At 71.1% G+C, this 18723-nt stretch carries 13 protein-coding genes; 10 read left to right on the plus strand and 3 right to left on the minus strand.

Annotated elements, in window-relative coordinates; all coding sequences use genetic code 11:
• Positions 1-9 precede the first annotated feature (9 nt).
• From MTQ10_RS05660 to MTQ10_RS05675, 4 genes are all read left to right on the plus strand, one after another.
• Positions 10-900: a TauD/TfdA dioxygenase family protein gene (locus tag MTQ10_RS05660; protein WP_247462873.1), complete on the plus strand. Its 891-nt coding sequence runs from the start codon at positions 10-12 to the stop codon at positions 898-900.
• A gap of 123 nt (positions 901-1023) precedes the next feature.
• Positions 1024-2439, plus strand: coding sequence for an amino acid permease (locus tag MTQ10_RS05665; RefSeq protein WP_247462875.1), 1416 nt, complete (start codon positions 1024-1026; stop codon positions 2437-2439).
• Positions 2440-2585: 146 nt separating this feature from the next.
• Positions 2586-3233 carry a superoxide dismutase gene (locus tag MTQ10_RS05670; protein ID WP_247462876.1) on the plus strand — a complete coding sequence of 216 codons (648 nt, stop codon included), beginning with the start codon at positions 2586-2588 and terminating at the stop codon, positions 3231-3233.
• A gap of 226 nt (positions 3234-3459) precedes the next feature.
• A complete protein-coding gene (locus MTQ10_RS05675; protein ID WP_247462877.1) occupies positions 3460-3690 on the plus strand; it encodes a hypothetical protein in 231 nt (76 codons plus the stop codon).
• A 13-nt stretch (positions 3691-3703) separates the two neighbouring features.
• Here the strand turns inward: MTQ10_RS05675 and MTQ10_RS05680 are convergent, their stop codons facing one another.
• On the minus strand, positions 3704-4342 hold the full coding sequence (locus MTQ10_RS05680) for a mycothiol-dependent nitroreductase Rv2466c family protein (protein ID WP_247462879.1): 639 nt from the start codon (positions 4340-4342) through the stop codon (positions 3704-3706).
• Between the two features lie 170 nt (positions 4343-4512).
• Here MTQ10_RS05680 and pepN (MTQ10_RS05685) point away from each other — a divergent pair, with 170 nt between their 5' ends.
• Together pepN (MTQ10_RS05685) and MTQ10_RS05690 are read left to right on the plus strand one after the other, a co-directional pair.
• A complete protein-coding gene (gene pepN / locus MTQ10_RS05685; protein WP_247462880.1) occupies positions 4513-7095 on the plus strand; it encodes an aminopeptidase N in 2583 nt (860 codons plus the stop codon).
• Between the two features lie 206 nt (positions 7096-7301).
• Entirely contained in the window at positions 7302-8366 is a 1065-nt protein-coding gene (locus MTQ10_RS05690; RefSeq protein ID WP_247462881.1) for a hypothetical protein, read from the plus strand.
• 114 nt (positions 8367-8480) lie between these two features.
• On the opposite strand, the gene MTQ10_RS05695 is transcribed toward MTQ10_RS05690, so the two are convergent.
• The gene (locus MTQ10_RS05695) at positions 8481-9626 is read right to left on the minus strand and encodes a serine hydrolase domain-containing protein (RefSeq protein WP_247462883.1); all 1146 of its coding nucleotides are present in this window, start codon (positions 9624-9626) and stop codon (positions 8481-8483) included.
• A gap of 238 nt (positions 9627-9864) precedes the next feature.
• Here MTQ10_RS05695 and MTQ10_RS05700 point away from each other — a divergent pair, with 238 nt between their 5' ends.
• The 3 genes from MTQ10_RS05700 to MTQ10_RS05710 all read left to right on the plus strand — a co-directional run bounded on the left by MTQ10_RS05700 (position 9865) and on the right by MTQ10_RS05710 (position 15310).
• Positions 9865-10410 (plus strand): CGNR zinc finger domain-containing protein, encoded by a 546-nt coding sequence (locus MTQ10_RS05700; protein ID WP_247462884.1) that lies wholly within the window; start codon positions 9865-9867, stop codon positions 10408-10410.
• 230 nt (positions 10411-10640) lie between these two features.
• Positions 10641-13928, plus strand: a complete 3288-nt coding sequence (locus MTQ10_RS05705; protein WP_247462885.1) for a S8 family serine peptidase — start codon at positions 10641-10643, stop codon at positions 13926-13928.
• A 365-nt stretch (positions 13929-14293) separates the two neighbouring features.
• Positions 14294-15310, plus strand: a complete 1017-nt coding sequence (locus MTQ10_RS05710; protein ID WP_247462886.1) for an aspartate-semialdehyde dehydrogenase — start codon at positions 14294-14296, stop codon at positions 15308-15310.
• Between the two features lie 10 nt (positions 15311-15320).
• Here MTQ10_RS05710 and MTQ10_RS05715 read toward each other — a convergent pair whose 3' ends face one another.
• Complete coding sequence (locus MTQ10_RS05715) at positions 15321-15902, minus strand: DUF1203 domain-containing protein (RefSeq protein WP_247462888.1); 582 nt, start codon at positions 15900-15902, stop codon at positions 15321-15323.
• A 144-nt stretch (positions 15903-16046) separates the two neighbouring features.
• Between MTQ10_RS05715 and pepN (MTQ10_RS05720) the strand changes: the two genes are divergently transcribed.
• Positions 16047-18623: an aminopeptidase N gene (gene pepN, locus MTQ10_RS05720; protein WP_247462890.1), complete on the plus strand. Its 2577-nt coding sequence runs from the start codon at positions 16047-16049 to the stop codon at positions 18621-18623.
• Positions 18624-18723 lie beyond the last annotated feature (100 nt).

The raw sequence follows: 18723 nt of genomic DNA on the forward strand, positions 1-18723 counted from the left end.
ACCTTTCCCATGTCCCTGGAGATCACCAAGCTCACCGCACGGATCGGCGCCCGCGTCTCAGGCGTGGACATCACCCGGCCGCTCTCCCCGGAGGAGGTCACCGCGGTCCGGGAGGCGCTGAACACGCACAAGGCGCTGGTGTTCGACGCGCGCGGCCTGGACGACGCGGGCCAGCAGGCGTTCCTGCGTCACTTCGGCGATCTGACGACCGCGCACCCGACGGTCGGCGCCGTCGAGGGCGCGCCGAACGTGCTGCCGGTGGACAGTGAGCGCGGCCGGGCGAATCACTGGCACACCGACGTCACGTTCGTCCTGAACCCGCCGCAGGCCACCAGCCTGCGCTCGCTGACGGTCCCCGAGTACGGCGGTGAGACGCTGATCGCGAACGCGGCGGCGGCCTACCGTGCTCTGCCGGAGCCGCTGCGCCGGTTCGCGGACGGCCTGTGGGCGGAGCACACCAACGACTACGACTACGCGGTGCCGGACGAGGCGATCGACGAGGAGAGGGCCGCGCAGCGGGCGCAGTTCACGTCGATCGGGTACCGCACGGTCCACCCGGTGGTGCGGGTGCATCCGCTGACCGGGGAGCGGGGGCTGTTCATCGGCGGGTTCGCGCAGCGGATCGTGGGCCTGTCGAAGGGCGACTCCCGCAAGGTGCTGGATCTGCTCCAGTCGTACGTCACACGCCCGGAGAACATCCTGCGGCACCGGTGGGCGGTGGGCGAGCTGGTGGTGTTCGACAACCGGATCACCCAGCACTACGCCGTCGACAACTACGACGGGCAGCCGCGCCGCCTGCACCGGGTGACCGTCGCCGGTGACGTGCCGGTGGGCGTCGAGGGCAAGGAGAGCTGGTCCGTAGAGGGCGACGCGTCGCACTACACGCCCGTGGCGGCGTAACCGGAGGATCGCTCTCCGCATGAAGGGTGTCCGGATACTGGGCGGGCTGTCCGTGTGAGCGGACGGTCCGCCCAGACTGGCGGGGTTTTTGCCCGCCTTCATGCCCAGGGGAGAACCACCCCCATGCACAGCAGCAGGACCACGGACACCTCGTCGCAGGCGTCGGCCGCGCCGGACACCGGCCGGGGGGAGGAGCACGGCTCCGCTCTCTCGCACGGTCTCAAGCAGCGCCATCTGTCGATGATCGCCCTGGGCGGGGTGATCGGCGCGGGCCTGTTCGTCGGGTCCGGCGCGGGGATCGCCGCCGCCGGCCCGTCGATCGTCGTCGCCTACGCCCTCTCCGGGCTGCTGGTGATGCTGGTGATGCGGATGCTGGGCGAGATGTCGGCGGCGTATCCGTCGTCGGGTTCGTTCTCGGCGCATGCCGAGCGGGCGATCGGGCCGTGGGCGGGGTTCACCGCCGGCTGGTCGTTCTGGGTGCTGCTGTGCACGGCGGTCGGGCTCGAGGGCATCGGTGCCGCGAAGATCGTCACCGGGTGGCTGCCGGGTACGCCGGAGTGGGCGTGGGTGGCGCTGTTCATGGTCGTCTTCTGCGGGGCGAATCTGGCCGCGGTGAAGAACTTCGGCGAGTTCGAGTTCTGGTTCGCGGCGCTGAAGGTCGGCGCGATCTCGCTGTTCCTGGTGCTGGGCGTGCTGGCGATCGCGGGGGTGCTGCCCGGCACGGACTCCCCCGGCGCCTCGCATCTGACGGAGTTCCTGCCGAACGGCGGCGAGGGGCTGATCGTCGGTCTGCTCGCGTCGGTGTTCGCGTACGGCGGTCTGGAGACCGTCACGATCGCGGCGGCCGAGTCGGAGGACCCGGTGCGGGGCGTGGCGCGGGCGGTGCGCACGGCGATGTGGCGTATCGCGGTGTTCTACATCGGCTCGATGGCGGTCATCGTCACGCTCGTGCCGTGGGACTCCAGGGCCGTGGTGGAGACGGGCCCGTACGTGGCCGCGCTGGACGAGCTGGGCATCCCCGGCGCCGGGCAGCTGATGAACGTGGTCGTGCTGGTGGCGCTGCTGAGCGCGATGAACGCCAACATCTACGGCTCCTCGCGGATCGCGTACTCGCTGGTGGAGCGCGGGCAGGGACCGAGGGTGCTGGCGCGGGTGTCGGGCGGGGTGCCGCGGGTGGCGGTGCTGGTGTCGTGCGTCGTCGGCTTCGGCTGTGTGCTGCTGAGCTACTGGCGGCCGGACGATGTCTTCTCCTGGCTGCTGAACATGATCGGTGCGGTGATCCTCGTCGTATGGATCTTCATCGCGGTGTCCCAGCTGAGGCTGCGGCGGCGGCTGGAGCGTGAGGCGCCGAAGAAGCTGGTCGTGCGGATGTGGGCGTACCCGTGGCTGACATGGGTGGCGCTGGCCGGGATGGCGGCCGTGTTCGTGCTGATGGCGCGGGAGCCGGGCACGCGGGTGCAGCTGTACTCGACCGGCGCGATGACGCTGGTGCTGGCCGGGATCGGCTGTGCCTGGCAGCGGGTCCGGGCCCGCGACTGACCCTCGGGGCGCGTCAAGGAGCCCGCGGAGTTCCCGCCGAACCCCCGTTGAGCCCCCGTGTGATCCACACGGGGGCTTCTTGCTGCTAGGTTGTTCTTGCGAAGAGCTTGCAATAAGGACTCGACGAGAGGCCGGAGAGGGACCCCATGCCCGTCTACACGCTGCCTGACCTGCCGTACGACTACTCCGCGCTCGCGCCCGTGATCAGTCCCGAGATCATCGAGCTGCACCACGACAAGCACCACGCGGCCTATGTGAAGGGCGCCAACGACACGCTGGAGCAGCTCGCGGAGGCGCGGGAGAAAGAGGCGTGGGGCGCGATCAACGGCCTGGAGAAGAACCTCGCCTTCCATCTGTCCGGCCACATCCTGCACTCCATCTACTGGCAGAACATGACCGGCCCGAAGGAGGGCGGCGGCGAGCCGCTCGCCGCGGACGGCGTGGGTGAGCTGGCCGAGGCGATCAAGGAGTCGTTCGGCTCGTTCGCCGCGTTCCGCACGCAGCTGTCGAAGGCCGCGGCGACCACGCAGGGCTCCGGCTGGGGCGTCCTCGCCTACGAGCCGCTGAGCGGCCGGCTGATCGTCGAGCAGGTCTACGACCACCAGGGCAACGTCGGCCAGGGCGCCACGCCGATCCTGGTCTTCGACGCGTGGGAGCACGCCTTCTACTTGCAGTACCGCAACCAGAAGGTCGACTTCATCGACGCCATGTGGCAGGTCGTCAACTGGCAGGACGTGGCCCGCCGCTACGAGGCCGCCAGGTCCCGCACGAACGCCCTGCTGCTCGCGCCCTGACCGCCGCCCCCAGGCCCCTGCCTCGTGATCGTCTTCTCACCCGTCACGCGGCAGGCCCCAGAAGGAAGCCCCCGCGAGGACGTGACTCGCGGGGGCTTCCGGCCACGGAGGGACGCCCGCCGGGAGGGCTGTCCGGGGCACGCCCCCCGCAGGGCCGGTTCCGGGGTGCCGGGGGCGGGGGTATGACGCCTACGCTGCTGTTCTTCCGTGCGTGGAGGAGGTCCGCGTGGGCGATGTGCGGTGTCCCAATCCGACCTGCCGGGGGCCGCTGCGGCGGTTCCGGGATCTGACCGAGGAAGAGGTCGAGGCCACCCGGGCCGTCGTCGAGGAATATCCGAGCGAGCGGGCCGAGAAGTTCCGCCCGCAGGCCTACCACCGCTGCACCACACCGGGCTGCCGGCGGGTGCAGCGCAAGGACAACTGGCGGGTGGGCGGCAATCTGCCCGAGGACCTCTGACCCCCGCGCCGGCTCAGAGGTTGCTGAAGTCCGGGCCCTTGGTACGCGTGCGCTTGATCTCGTAGAAGCCGGGCACGGAGGCGACCGCCAGGGTGCCGTCCCACAGCCGGGCCGCCTCCTCCCCCTTCGGGGCGGGCGTGACGACCGGGCCGAAGAACGCGATCTGCTCGCCGTCGGCGCCCGGCACGGCGATGACCGGGGTGCCGACGTCCTGGCCGACCTTCTCGATGCCCTCCTTGTGGGAGGCGCGCAGCTGCTCCTCGTACGGGGTGTCGTCCCAGTGGTCCATCAGGGAGGCGGGCAGGCCGACGTCGGCGAGCGCGGTCGCCACGGCCTCCTTCTCCGGGCCCATGCCCTCGTTGTGGATGCGCGTGCCGAGCGCGGTGTAGAGGTCGCCGAGCACCTCGGGCCCGTGCTCCTCCTGCGCGGCCGTGACGACGCGGACCGGGCCCCACGCCTTGGTCTCCAGCATCTCCCGGTAGTTCTCGGGCAGCTCGTCGAGCTTGTCCTCGTTGAGGACGGCCAGGCTCATCACATGCCAGCGGACCTCGATGTCGCGGACCTTCTCGACTTCCAGCACCCAGCGCGAGGTCATCCAGGCCCACGGGCACAGCGGGTCGAACCAGAAGTCGACGGGGGTCTTCTCCGACATGTCTCTCCTCGGGAGGCGATGGTTCACCGGTGAACGTCTTCCGCTGCGGCAACACCTCCCGAGCGCCCTCCATTCCCGTTTCCGCAGGGGTCTCCCGCTGTGCCGTGTCAGGAGCGCGTGGCAGGATCGGTGCTGTTCAGCATCCGAGACGCCGTGAGGGAGAACCGTCCGTGCCCGGTGAGAATCTGACCCGTGACGAGGCCCGGGAGCGGGCCGCACTGCTGTCCGTCGACGGGTACGAGGTGTCCCTCGACCTGCGCTCCGCCGTGGGCGAGCAGGACGGCGACGGGCCGCGCACCTTCCGTTCGGTCACCACGATCCGCTTCCGCTGCGCCGAGCCGGGCGCGAGCAGCTTCGCCGACCTGATCGCGCCGAGCGTGACCGCCGTCTCGCTCAACGGCAAGGACCTCGACCCGGGAGAGGTGTTCGACGGCTCCCGCATCCTGCTGGAGGACCTCGCCGCCGACAACGAGCTGGTGGTGGACGCGCAGTGCGCCTACTCCCGCACCGGTGAGGGCCTGCACCGCTTCGTCGACCCGGAGGACGGCGAGGTCTACCTGTACACGCAGTACGAGCCGGCCGACTCCCGCCGCGTCTTCGCCAACTTCGAGCAGCCCGACCTCAAGGCGCCGTTCCGGTTCGAGGTGCGGGCGCCCGAGGGCTGGACGGTGTGGAGCAACGGCGCCGGCCGGCAGACGGACGGCGTGTGGCGGTTCGCGGAGACGAAGCCGATCTCGACGTACATCACCTGCGTGGTGGCGGGGCCGTACCACTACGTCACGGACACCTACGAGCGGACCTTCGAGGACGGCACACGCCTGGAGATCCCGCTGGGCGCGATGTGCCGCAAGGGCCTGGCCCGGCACTTCGACGCCGACGACGTGTTCCTCGTCACCAAGCAGGGCCTGGACTTCTTCCACGACCACTTCGACTTCCCGTACCCGTTCGGCAAGTACGACCAGGCGTTCGTGCCCGAGTACAACCTCGGCGCGATGGAGAACCCGGGCCTGGTGACCTTCCGGGAGGAGTACATCTTCCGCGGGAAGGTGACGCGGGCCGCGTACGAGGGCCGCGCCAACACGATCCTGCACGAGATGGCGCACATGTGGTTCGGCGACCTCGTCACCATGGTGTGGTGGGACGACCTGTGGCTGAAGGAGTCCTTCGCGGACTTCATGGGCGCGTTCGCCAACGTCGGCGCCACCCGCTTCGAGGACGCCTGGATCACCTTCGCCAACCGCCGCAAGGCGTGGGCGTACCGCGCCGACCAGCTCCCGTCCACGCACCCCGTCACCGCCGACATCCGCGATCTTCAGGACGCCAAGCTCAACTTCGACGGCATCACCTACGCCAAGGGCGCCTCCGTGCTGAAGCAGCTCGTGGCGTACGTCGGGCAGGACGCGTTCCTGGAGGGCGCCCGCCGCTACTTCAAGCGGCACGCGTACGGCAACACGCGCCTCGCCGACCTGCTGTCGGTGCTGGAGGAGACCAGCGGCCGGGACATGACGGCCTGGTCGCGTTCCTGGCTCCAGACGGCCGGCGTCAACTCGCTCACCCCGCAGGTGCTGCTGGGCGCCGACGGCCGGATCGAGGAGCTGGCGGTCGTGCAGGAGGCTCCCGAGTCGCACCCGGAGCTGCGTCCGCACCGGGTCGCCGTCGGCCTGTACCGCCGTGCCGAGGCGGGCGCGCTGGAGCGGTACGCACGGGCCGAGACGGACGTCGACGGCGCCCGTACGGTCGTGGCGGAGCTGGCCGGGGCCGAGGCCCCGGAGCTGGTGCTGGTCAACGACGACGACCTGACGTACTGCAAGACCCGCTTCGACGCGACGTCGCTGGAGACGCTCAAGGCCGCCCTCGGCGACCTCACCGACCCGCTGGCCCGCGCCCTGTGCTGGTCGGCGCTGTGGAACATGACGCGGGACGCGCTGCTGCCCGCGCGGGACTTCGTCGACCTGGTGCTGCGGTTTGCGGGCCGCGAGTCGCAGATCGGCGTGGTGCAGATGCTGCACGCCTGGGCGGAGTCCGCGCTGGTGCACTACGCGGCGCCCGCCTGGCGGGAGACCGGCGGGCGGCTGCTGGCCGAGGGCGCGCTGCGCGAGCTGCGTGCCGCGGAGCCGGGCAGCGAGCACCAGCTGGCGTGGGCGCGGTTCTTCGCGTCCGTCGCCTCCGGCGAGGGCGATCTGGCGCTGCTGCGGGGTCTGCTCGACGGCACGGAGAAGGTGGACGGCCTGGAGGTGGACCAGGAACTGCGCTGGGCGTTCCTGGAGCCGCTGGCCGCGCACGGCGCCGCCGGCGAGGAGGTCCTCGCGGCCGAGCTGGCCCGCGACGACACCGCGTCCGGCAAGCGGCACCAGGTGCGCTGCCTGGCCGCCCGTCCGTCGGCCGCGGTCAAGGCGCAGGCGTGGGCGCAGGTCGTGGAGTCCGACGCGCTGTCGAACGCGCTGACCGAGGCGACGATCGAGGGCTTCGCGCGGCCCTCGCAGCGGGAGCTGACCGCGCCGTACGCGGAGAAGTACTTCGCGGCGATCGAGCGGGTGTGGGCGCAGCGGTCGATCCAGATCGGCATCCATGTGGTGCGGGGCCTGTTCCCGTCGTTGCAGGACTCCCCGGAGACGCTGGCCGCGACCGACGCGTGGCTCGCGGCGCACGAGGACGCGGCGCCGGCGCTGCGCCGGCTGGTGCTGGAGGCACGGGACGACCTGGCGCGGGCGCTGCGCGGCCAGGCGTGCGACGCGGAGGCCGCCACCGCCTGACCTATGGCCTGAGCCTGGGCGGTCGGTGACCGTTACGGAATTCAGGCAATCGGAACCGTGACCCCTGGACCGACCCGTTCGGACCAGGGGTTTTCCGCGCCTGATCGGCACCCGAACACGCATCCTTTAGTGCAGACTTGTCCGGTTTTGTCGACAGGCGTGTAACAGCGGTTAAGGGGCGGATCGGGCGCGGGAATCTCAGCGGCATGAACCACAACACCCCGCTCTCCCCGGCCTCCCCCCGCCCCCTTCGCCACCTCGCCGCGGGCCGGCGGCGCGTTCTGACGGTGGCGCAGCTGCGGACCTACGGCGTGACGACCGCCGAGCTGACCGAGCAGTGCCGCCCCGGTGGTGCGTGGCAGCAGCTGCTGCCCGGTGTGGTCCTGCTGCACCCGGGCCCGCCGACCGGCGAGGAGCGGCTGCACGCGGTGCTGATGTACGCGTCGCGGGAGTCCGGGCCGTCCACGCCGGCGGGGGTGCCGGCGCAACCGGGCTCGGACGACCCGCACGGCACGCCGCCCGCCTACCGGGAAGCGATGATCACCGGTCGGGCGGCGCTCACCCTGCACGGATTCACCTCCACGCCCTCGCTGCTCGCCCTGGAGACGATCGACGTGCTGGTGCCGCGGCTGCGCCGGCTGCGTTCGACGGGGTGCGCGCGGGTGATCCGCACGCCGGCCCTGCCGGTGCCGCAGCAGGTGACGGGGGTGCCGGTGGCGCCGGTGCCGCGCGCGCTGGCGGACGCGGTGGCGGATCTGTCGGACGCTGCCGTGGTGCGGCGGCTGCTGACCGAGGCGGTGCGCGGCGGGCACTGCGAACCGGCGTCGGTGGTGCGGGAGCTGACTCAGGCGAAACTGCTGGGGCGTCCGCACGTGGTGGACGCGGTGGACTCACTGCTGGCGGAGGGCCGGGCGATCGCCGAGGACCGGCTGTACCGGATGGTCCGCGAGTACGGGCTGCCGGACCCGGTGTGGAACGTGGATCTGCGGCTGCCGGGCGGCCCGCATCTGGGCGGTCTGGACGCCTACTGGCCGGAGCAGGCGGTGGCGGTGGAGCTGGACACGCGGGCGCCGCGGCAGGACGAGGACGCGATGTGGTCGGAGTACGCGCGCAAGCGGGAGACGCTGGAGAGGCTCGGCATCACGGTCGTGCACATCACGCCGAAGAAGCTGCGGGACGCGATGGAGCAGCAGGCGACGGTGGTCCGTACGGCGCTGATGGCGGCCGGTGACCGGGACCCGGCCGCCTATGTGGTGGTGCTGCCCCGGTAGGGGGACCGGGGCGGCGTCCAGGAGGGGAGAGGAGGGCCATGACCGCCGGAGGGGGGCGGTCATGGCCCTCCTCGTGCCGTCGAGGCACGGGGCGGGGCCTCGGGAGGCGTCAGGTCACTTGTGCCCGGGGCCGCAGAACTCGGCCTCGATCACCGCTTCGGGGTCGCCCGCCCAGTCTCCGTTGAGGTTGAGGGCGAGGGCGTGCCGGCCGTCGGCGGTGGTGACGGCGGAGGAGATCGACCCGTGGATGCCGCCGTCGTGGCCCCAGACGCGGACGCCGCAGGACAGTTCCCGTTCGATCAGGCCGAGGCCGTAGCGCTCGCCGGCCGCGTCGGGCACGGGACGGGTGTCCTTCATCTCGGCGAGCTGGCGGGGCGGCAGCAGCCGGCCGGTCAGCAGGGCGGTGTAGAAGCGGTTGAGGTCGGCAGAGTCGGAGATCATCTCGCCGGCCGCCCACGCCATCGACGGGTTGAGTTCGGTGACGTCGTACGAGGGTCCCGTCGTCGTCTCCGCGAGCTTGCCGTAGGCGCGGGAGGCGGGCCTCGGCAGGGTCGTCCTGGTGCCGGGAACGGACGTGGCGCGCAGATGGAGAGGGGCGATGATCCGGCGGCGGATCTCCTCGCCGTACGGGCGTCCGGTGACGCGTTCGACGATCATTCCGGCGAGAACGTAGTTGGTGTTGGAGTAGTGCCAGGAGGTGCCGGGCGCGAAGTCCGGCCGGTGGGCCATGGCGATCTCCACGAGCCGGCGCGGGTCCACGGTGTCGTACCGGTGGGCGAAGAAGCCGTCCTTGAGGAAGTAGGCGCGCTGGAACTCCTTGTCCTCGGTGACGTTGAAGATGCCGCTCGTGTGGTTGAGCAGCTGCCGGACGGTGATACGGCGGCCGTCGTGGCCGTTGCCGCGGACCACGCCGGGCAGCCATGTGTCGACCTTGTCGTCGAGGGAGATCCTGCCCTCGGCCTCCAGTTGCAGCAGCACGGTCGCGACGAAGGTCTTGGTGATGCTGCCGACGCGGTAGTGGTCGGCCGTCGAGCGGGGTGTGCCCCGGCGCAGGTCGCCGACGCCTTCCGCGGCCGACCAGGTGGTGCGGCCCTCGGTGACCGTCGCGGTGACGCCGGGCGCGCCGGCCTCCACGTTCGCGCGCAGCGCCTGCCGGGTGGCGTCGTGGTGCGTCCTGGGGCCCGCCGCGAGGGCGGGTGTGGCGAGCGCGAGCGATGCGACGACGGCCACCGCTCCCGCCAGTGCCTTCCGTACCGCCATGTCTTCCCCCTTCGTCGTGGTCGGTCGCCTCCGTGTGCGATCACGGGGAGAAACCCGGCGGGCAGGCGGGAAGTTGCTCCGTTTTCCACTGGTTGGGCGAGTTCCGGCCGTCCTGGTCCTCGTCCGGCGGTCTTCCGTGACAGACACCTCTCTAACCTGTGGATGCATAGTAAGGGGTTACAATGGGCGGTGCTGCCGGTGCCGTACGTCCGACCGGTCAGCACGGAAGGAGTCCACCATGCCCCCGACCTCGCCGGATCCGCGTCCGCTCACCGGTGAGCCGCTCGCGCTGGACCTGCTCAACACGCGGTGGCTGCGGGACGGGGCCGTGCAGGATCTGCTCCGCGACACCGACGGGCTGGCCGTCTGGCTGGAGGCGAACGGGCTGACGGAGGAGTACACCGCCGACGCGGCGACCCTGCGGCACGCCCTGACCGCGCGGGACGCGCTGAGCGCGGCCGTCGACGGGTCCCTCGCCGAGGGCGCCTCGCGGGTCGACGCCGTGCTCGCGCACGGCCGGGTCCGGGCCACGCTGACCGCCGAAGGGCCGGGCGAGAAACCGGAGTTCGAGGACCCGTCCTGGGGGCCCGCCTGGCTCGCCGCGCGGGACTACCTGCGGCTGCTGACCACCGCGCCGGATCGTATACGCTCCTGCGCGCACGAGGCGTGCACGCTGCACTTCTTCGACACCTCGCGGAACGGCACCCGCCGCTGGTGCTCCATGGCCGTCTGCGGCAACCGCGCCAAGGCCTCCCGGCACTACGCCCGCGCCAAGGAGGCCTGAACCCCGGGCACCTTGCCGGCGCCGGGGCCGGCAACACGGCGAAACCCCGCGAGTCCGGCGTGCCGGGGCCCGCCTGTCCGGCGTGTCGGGACCCCGCAGGGCAACCCCTGCCGGACCAAGGGTTTTCCCCATAGATCCATTTCGGTTCGGTCAACTCTCCCCAAAGAAACATCTCTTGGGTAAAGCTGTGCGCGCTCGTTCGTACGTTCCTTTACCTCCGAGGGATGCCGATGACCCACACCCCCCAGCGGGCCCCGATATCGCGCGCCAGACGCGTCGCGCGCGTCGCGGCCGCCGCGGGCCTCGTGGCCGCGCTCTCCGCGGCCGGCCCGATACCGGCGGCGTTCGCCGCGGACGCTCCGCCCACCGCGGCCGACCCGGGCGTGAAGTCCGCCGCCGACAAGCTCGGTTCCGACGACGCCGATCTGCTCGCCGAGGCCAAGGCCGCCGGCGACAAGACCGTCACCATGATGATCGCGACCGCTCCGGGCAGCACCGAGCAGGTCGCCGGACAGCTCGACGCGGTCCAGGGCTCCGTCGTCGGCCGCACGTTCGACAAGATCGGCTATGTGCGGGCCACCGTCCCCACCGACAAGGCCGACGCGGCCATCGCCTCCGCCGCCAAGCTGTCCTCGGTCCACGCGATCGACCTCAAGCAGGACATCCCCCTCGACGACCCGACGCCGAGCGCGGACACCGCCAAGGGCGCGCACGGCGCCAAGGCGAAGTACCCGGCGCCCGGCAGGAACACACCCGCCGAGAACCCGTACAACCCGTCCTTCGAGACGGGCGCCGTCGACTTCGTGAAGAAGAACCCGAAGGCCGACGGACGCGGCATCACCATCGGCATCCTCGACTCGGGCGTCGACCTCGGCCACCCGGCGCTGCAGAAGACCACCACCGGCGAGCGGAAGATCGTCGACTGGGTCACCGCGACCGACCCGGTCAGCGACGGCGACGCCACCTGGCGCCGGATGAACACCAAGGTCACCGGCCCGACGTTCACGGCGAACGGCCAGACCTGGACCACGCCCGCCGGGACGTACGCCTTCAACCTGTTCAGCGAGGCCGCCACCACCGGCGGTGACGCCAAGGGCGACGCCAACCGCGACGGCGACACCACCGACACCTGGGGTCTGCTGTACGACGCGGCGGCCGGCACGGTCCGCGTCGACCTGAACAACAACCACGACTTCACCGACGACACCCCGATGAAGCCGTACAAGGACGGCTTCCAGATCGGGTACTTCGGCACCGACGACCCGAAGACGGACGTCGTCGAGCGGCAGCCGTTCGTCGTCGAGATCCGCAAGGACGTCGTCTACAACGCGGCCGGCGCCAAGTCCGACTACGTCAACATCGGCGTCATCGAGTCCGAGCACGGCACCCACGTCGCCGGCATCACCGCCGCCAACGGCCTGTTCGGCGGCAAGATGAACGGCGCCGCGCCCGGCGCGAAGATCGTCTCCTCGCGTGCCTGCACCTGGACCGGCGGCTGCACCAACATCGCCCTCACCGAGGGCATGATCGACCTGGTCGCCAACCGCGGCGTCGACATCGTCAACATGTCGATCGGCGGTCTGCCCGCGCTCAACGACGGCAACAACGCGCGCGCCCAGCTCTACACGCGCCTCATCGACACCTACGGCGTCCAGCTGGTGATCTCCGCGGGCAACTCCGGCCCCGGCACCAACACCATCGGCGACCCCGGCCTGGCCGACAAGGTCATCTCGGTCGGCGCGTCCATCTCCAAGGAGACCTGGGCGGCCAACTACGGCTCCGAGGTGAAGACCAAGTACGCGATGATGCCGTTCTCCTCGCGCGGCCCGCGTGAGGACGGCGGTTTCGCCCCGACGATCACCGCGCCGGGCGCCGCCATCAACACCACGCAGACCTGGCTGCCCGGCGGCCCGGTCGCCGAGGCCGGCTACAGCCTCCCGGCCGGCTACTCCATGCTGCAGGGCACCTCGATGGCCTCCCCGCAGGCGGCGGGCGCCATGGCGCTGCTGCTGAGCGCGGCCAAGCAGCAGGGCATCGACCTCACCCCGGCGAAGCTGCGCACCGCGGTCACCTCCACGGCCGACCACATCAAGGACGCGCAGCCGCACGAGGAGGGCGCCGGCCTGCTGAACATCGTGGACGCGTGGAAGGCCATCAAGAAGGGCGCCACCGCACACGAGTACACGGTCAAGGCCCCGGTCGACACCGCGATCGACTACGCCCTGAAGACGCCGGGCTTCGGCACCGGCCTGTACGACCGCGAGGGCGGTCTGAAGGCCGGTCAGAAGAAGACGTACGAGATCACCCTGACCCGTACGTCCGGCGAGGACAAGGCGATCCGGCACGAGCTGCACTTCGAGAACAACGCCGGCGGCACGTTCCGCATCGTGGGCAGTGACGAGGTGAAGCTGCCGCTGAACAAGCCGGTCACCGTCAAGGTCGAGGCCAGGCCGAAGGCGGCGGGCATCAAGAGCGCGATCCTGGAGGTCGACGACCCGCGCACCGAGGGCATCGACAAGCAGGTCCTCACCACGGTCGTCGTGTCCACGCCGGTCCAGCACACCTTCACCGCGAAGTCGTCCGTGCAGCGCAACAGCACGCAGTCGTACTTCCTGACCGTGCCCGAGGGCGCGAAGGCGCTGGAGGTCGCGATCGGCGGGCTGAAGGACAAGAGCCAGACCCGCTTCATCTCCATCCACCCGTACGGCGTCCCGGTGGACAACACCTCCACGCCGTACTGCTACAACAACTACCTCGACGGCAACGGCTGCAAGCCGGACGTCCGCTCCTACGCCGACCCGCAGCCGGGCGTGTGGGAGGTCGAGGTCGAGGCGCGGCGCACCTCGCCGCTGCTGGACAACCCGTACACGCTGAACGTGTCCGTGCTCGGCGCGTCCTTCGACCCGGAGACCGTGACGGTGCCCGAGGCGAAGGCCGGCACGCCGGTGCCCGCGTCCTGGACGGTCACCAACGCGTTCGCCGCCATCGACGGCAAGCTGGTCGGCGGGCCGCTCGGCTCCGCCAAGAACGCCCGCCCGGCCATCGAGGACGGCGAGACCCAGGTGACCACGGTCGTCGTGCCCGAGGGCGCGAAGTCGCTGGACGTCGCCATCGGCAATGTCTCCGACGCCTCCGCCGACCTCGACCTGGTGGTCCGCGACGCGTCCGGCGCGACCGTCGCGCAGTCCGCCGACGGCGACTCCGAGGAGTCCGTGTCGATCGCCGACCCGGCTCCGGGCACGTACACGATCGTGGTGGACGCCTACTCGGTGCCCGCCGGCACGACCGAGTACGACTACCGGGACGTGTTCTTCTCCGAGGCGCTCGGCACCGTCACCGTCGACGGTGACGCGCCGGTGAAGCTGGGCACGGGCCGGTCGGCGACGGTGTCCGCGAACATCATCGCCGCGTCGGCCGCGCCGGAGGGCCGTGAGTTCTTCGGCCGCGTCCAGCTGGTCAACGCCCGCGGCACGGTCGCGGGCCTCGGCAACGTGAAGATCGGCACCGTCACGCCGTAACGGCGGGTGCACGACCGCGGGGGCGGGCGTCCGGGTTCCGGGCGCCCGCCCTTTCGCGCACCGCCCGCCCCTCGGCGGTCCCGCGTCGCGTCGGGCGGGGAGATGTCCGGGAGGCGTACGTCACACCGGGTGTGGGCGAAGGCGCGGCGGGCAGGCGACCTTGCGGCCGGGGGCGCCCAATGACTGAATTCCTCCAGCTCAGAGCCGGTCCGGGGGAAATTTCCGGAACCGTGTGCGGGCGAGGGGGCGTCCCATTCCTCGGGCACCGGAGGCAAAGAATTGGACAGCCGGGGCCGGGTCGGCCGCATGATGGAAAAGCCTCGTTGAACGAAGCCTCGTCGAGTCGGAAAGCAGAGGGAGTCGCCGTGAGGGTCGGAATCGTCGGAGCCACCGGTCAGGTCGGCACGGTCATGCGCAGGATCCTCAAGGAGCGGAACTTCCCGGTCGACGAGCTGCGTCTGTTCGCCTCGGCCCGCTCCGCCGGCACCGAGCTGGACGGCGTGACGGTGGAGGACGCGGCCACCGCCGACTACACCGGACTGGACATCGTGCTGTTCTCCGCGGGCGGCGCCACCTCCAAGGCGCTGGCGGAGAAGGTGGCCTCCCAGGGCGCCGTCGTGATCGACAACTCGTCGGCGTGGCGCCGCGACCCCGACGTGCCGCTGGTGGTCTCCGAGGTCAACCCGCACGCGGTCGCGAACCGCCCGAAGGGCATCATCGCCAACCCGAACTGCACCACGATGGCCGCGATGCCGGTCCTCAAGCCGCTGCACGCGGAGGCCGGCCTCGAGGCGCTGGTCGTCGCCACCTACCAGGCGGTGTCGGGTTCGGGTCTCGCGGGCGTCGCCGAGCTGCACGGCCAGGCGCAGAAGGTGATCGCCGACGCGGACAAGCTCACCCACGACGGCGGCGCGGTCGACTTCCCCGAGCCGAACGTGTACAAGCGGACCATCGCGTTCAATGTGCTGCCGTTCGCCGGGAACCTCGTCGACGACGGTCTGAACGAGACCGACGAGGAGCAGAAGCTGCGGCACGAGTCCCGCAAGATCCTGGAGATCCCCGGTCTGAAGGTGTCCGGCACCTGCGTCCGCGTGCCGGTGTTCTCCGGTCACTCCCTCCAGGTCAACGCCCGTTTCGCCCGCCCGATCAGCCCCGAGCGCGCCGTCGAGCTGCTGAAGGACGCGCCCGGCGTGGAGCTGTCGGACATCCCGACCCCGCTTCAGGCCGCCGGCCAGGACCCCTCGTACGTGGGCCGCATTCGCCGCGACGAGACCGTGGAGAACGGTCTCGCGCTGTTCGTCTCCAACGACAACCTCCGCAAGGGTGCCGCGCTGAACGCGGTGCAGATCGCGGAGCTGGTGGCGGCGGAGCTGAAGGGCTGAACGCCCGGCCTCAGACCCTTGTGACCTCGTAGAGGAAACAGCCGTACTCGACGGCCCGGACGTGGACGAGCGCCACGACCGGGTCGTCGAACGCTTTCCGCAGCTCGCCCGTGCCCCAGCCGGGTCCGACCAGCTCGCCGCCGAGGATGCGGCCGTCGGCACAGTAGCGGCGCAGGACGCGGTGGGCGTCCGTGAACGGCAGGGCATCGCCGTCGGGGCCCTGGCACGCATCGGCGTGGACGAAGACGGGGCCCGGCTCGTCGTACGGGCCCGGCCGGGCGCCGGTCGCGGCCGTCCAGCGGCGCAGCGGCACGTACGACACGAGGGCGATCCGCTCCCCCGGCCGGCTGCGGCGCAGGCAGCAGCGGAGCGGGGCGCCGCCCTCGTCGTCGGTGAACGGCTCGGGAACGCGGCCCGCGTCGTCGGCGGTACGCAGGGCGGCGAGGACCTCGGGCGGCACGGGGCGGACGGTGAGGGCGGGCGCGCCCCTGGCGGCCTCGGTGGTCGTGTCGGCGGTGACCTGGAGGGTCGTGTCCGCGGTGGCCTCGGTGGTCGTGTCGGCGCTGGAGTCGGTGGTCGTGTCGGTGGTCATGCCTTCAGGCCGGCGTCCCCGGCCACGCCGTACCGGCGGAAATCGGACATCGTGCCCGGCCTGCCATACGCCGGGGGATCGTCGCCCGGACCAGGGCTCACGTGGAAGGATGGCGCAATCCACACATGACGAGGAGATGACCGCGTGCCTGGCACAAACCTGACTCGCGAAGAGGCGCAGCAGCGGGCGAAGCTGCTCACCGTTGACTCGTACGAGATCGAACTCGACCTCTCCGGCGCGCAGGAGGGCGGCACCTACCGGTCCGTGACCACGGTGCGCTTCGACGTCGCCGAGAACGGCGCGGAGTCGTTCATCGACCTGGTGGCCCCCACCGTCCACGAGGTGACCCTGAACGGGGACCCGCTGGACCCGGCGGACGTCTTCAAGGACTCCCGTATCGCCCTGCCCGGCCTGCTGGAGGGCCGTAACGTCCTGCGCGTCGTCGCCGACTGCGCGTACACCAACACGGGCGAGGGTCTGCACCGGTTCGTCGACCCGGTCGACAACCAGGCCTACCTGTACACGCAGTTCGAGGTGCCGGACGCCCGCCGGGTCTTCGCCTCGTTCGAGCAGCCCGATCTGAAGGCCACCTTCCAGTTCACGGTGAAGGCGCCGGAGGGCTGGACCGTGGTGTCCAACTCGCCGACCCCGGAGCCCAAGGACAATGTGTGGGTCTTCGAGCCGACCCCGCGGATCTCGTCGTACATCACGGCGCTGATCGTCGGCCCGTACCACTCGGTGCACAGCGTGTACGAGAAGGACGGCCAGTCGGTACCGCTGGGCATCTACTGCCGCCCCTCGCTCGCCGAGTACCTCGACGCGGACGCGATCTTCGAGGTGACCCGGCAGGGCTTCGACTGGTTCCAGGAGAAGTTCGACTACGCGTACCCGTTCAAGAAGTACGACCAGCTGTTCGTGCCGGAGTTCAACGCGGGCGCGATGGAGAACGCCGGCGCGGTCACCATCCGCGACCAGTACGTCTTCCGGTCCAAGGTGACGGACGCCGCGTATGAGGTGCGCGCGGAGACCATCCTGCACGAGCTGGCGCACATGTGGTTCGGCGACCTTGTCACCATGGAGTGGTGGAACGACCTGTGGCTGAACGAGTCGTTCGCCACGTTCACGTCGATCGCCTGCCAGGCCGCCGCGCCGGGCTCGCGCTGGCCGCACTCGTGGACGACGTTCGCGAACTCCATGAAGACGTGGGCGTACCGGCAGGACCAGCTGCCGTCCACGCACCCGATCATGGCGGACATCCGCGACCTGGACGACGTCCTCGTCAACTTCGACGGCATCACCTACGCCAAGGGCGCCTCCGTGCTGAAGCAGCTCGTGGCGTACGTCGGTGAGGACGAGTTCTTCCGCGGTGTGCAGGCCTACTTCAAGCGGCACGCGTACGGCAACACCCGGCTGTCCGACCTGCTGGGCGCGCTGGAGGAGACCTCCGGCCGCGATCTGAAGGCCTGGTCGAAGGCGTGGCTGGAGACCGCCGGCATCAATGTGCTGCGCCCGGAGATCGAGACCGGCGCCGACGGTGTCATCACCTCCTTCGGCATCCGTCAGGAGGCGCCCGCGCTGCCCGCCGGTGCCAAGGGCGAGCCGGTTCTGCGCCCGCACCGCATCGCGGTCGGCCTGTACGGCCTGGACGAGGCGTCCGGCAAGCTGGTGCGCTCCGAGCGGATCGAGCTGGACGTCGACGGCGAGCTGACGGCCGTACCGCAGCTTGTGGGCCGGGCCCGTCCGGCGGTGGTGCTGCTCAACGACGACGACCTGTCGTACGCCAAGGTCCGGCTGGACGAGGAGTCGCTGCGGGTCGTCACCGAGCACCTCGGCGACTTCGAGGCGTCGCTGCCGCGCGCGCTGTGCTGGGCGTCCGCCTGGGACATGACGCGGGACGCCGAGATGCCGGCGCGGGACTATCTGTCGCTGGTGCTGTCCGGCATCGGCAAGGAGTCGGACATCGGTGTCGTGCAGTCGCTGCACCGTCAGGTGAAGCTCGCCGTCGACCTGTACGCCGACCCGTCCGCCCGTGAGGCGCTGCTGACCCGCTGGACCGACGCCACGCTGGCCCATCTGCGGTCGGCGGAGCCGGGCAGCGACCACCAGCTGGCGTGGGCGCGGGCGTTCGCGGCGACGGCCCGCACGCCGGAGCAGCTCGACCTGCTGGAGGGGCTGCTGGACGGCACGCAGACCGTGGAGGGTCTGGTCGTCGACACCGAGCTGCGCTGGTCGTTCGTGCAGCGGCTCGCGGCCGTGGGCCGGTTCGACGAGGCGGAGATCGCCGGCGAGTACGAGCGGGACAAGACCGCCGCGGGTGAGCGGCACGCCGCGACCGCCCGCGCCGCCCGGCCGACGCCGGAGGCCAAGGCGGAGGCATGGGCGTCCGTCGTGGACTCCGACAAGCTGCCGAACGCCGTGCAGGAGGCCGTCATCGCCGGCTTCGTCCAGACCGACCAGCGGGAGCTGCTCGCGCCGTACACCGCGAAGTACTTCGAGGTGGTCAAGGGCATCTGGGAGTCCCGGTCGCACGAGATGGCCCAGCAGATCGCGGTCGGCCTGTACCCGTCGGTGCAGGTGTCGCGGGACACCCTGGACCGTACGGACGCCTGGCTGGAGTCGGCGGAGCCGAACGCGGCGCTGCGGCGCCTGGTGTCGGAGTCCCGCGCGGGCGTCGAGCGGGCGCTGAAGGCGCAGGCGGCGGACGCGGCGGCGGCCGGGTAGCCGTCCCGCGTGTCGCTGTGAGGGGCGGGTGACCTTCTCTTCGGGGGAGGTCACCCGCCCTTGGTGTGTCGGGGGCGGGTGACCTCCCCCGAAGAGAAGG

This window comes from Streptomyces sp. XM83C (assembly GCF_023072675.1).
GTDB classification, from domain to species: Bacteria; Actinomycetota; Actinomycetes; order Streptomycetales; family Streptomycetaceae; genus Streptomyces; species Streptomyces thermocoprophilus.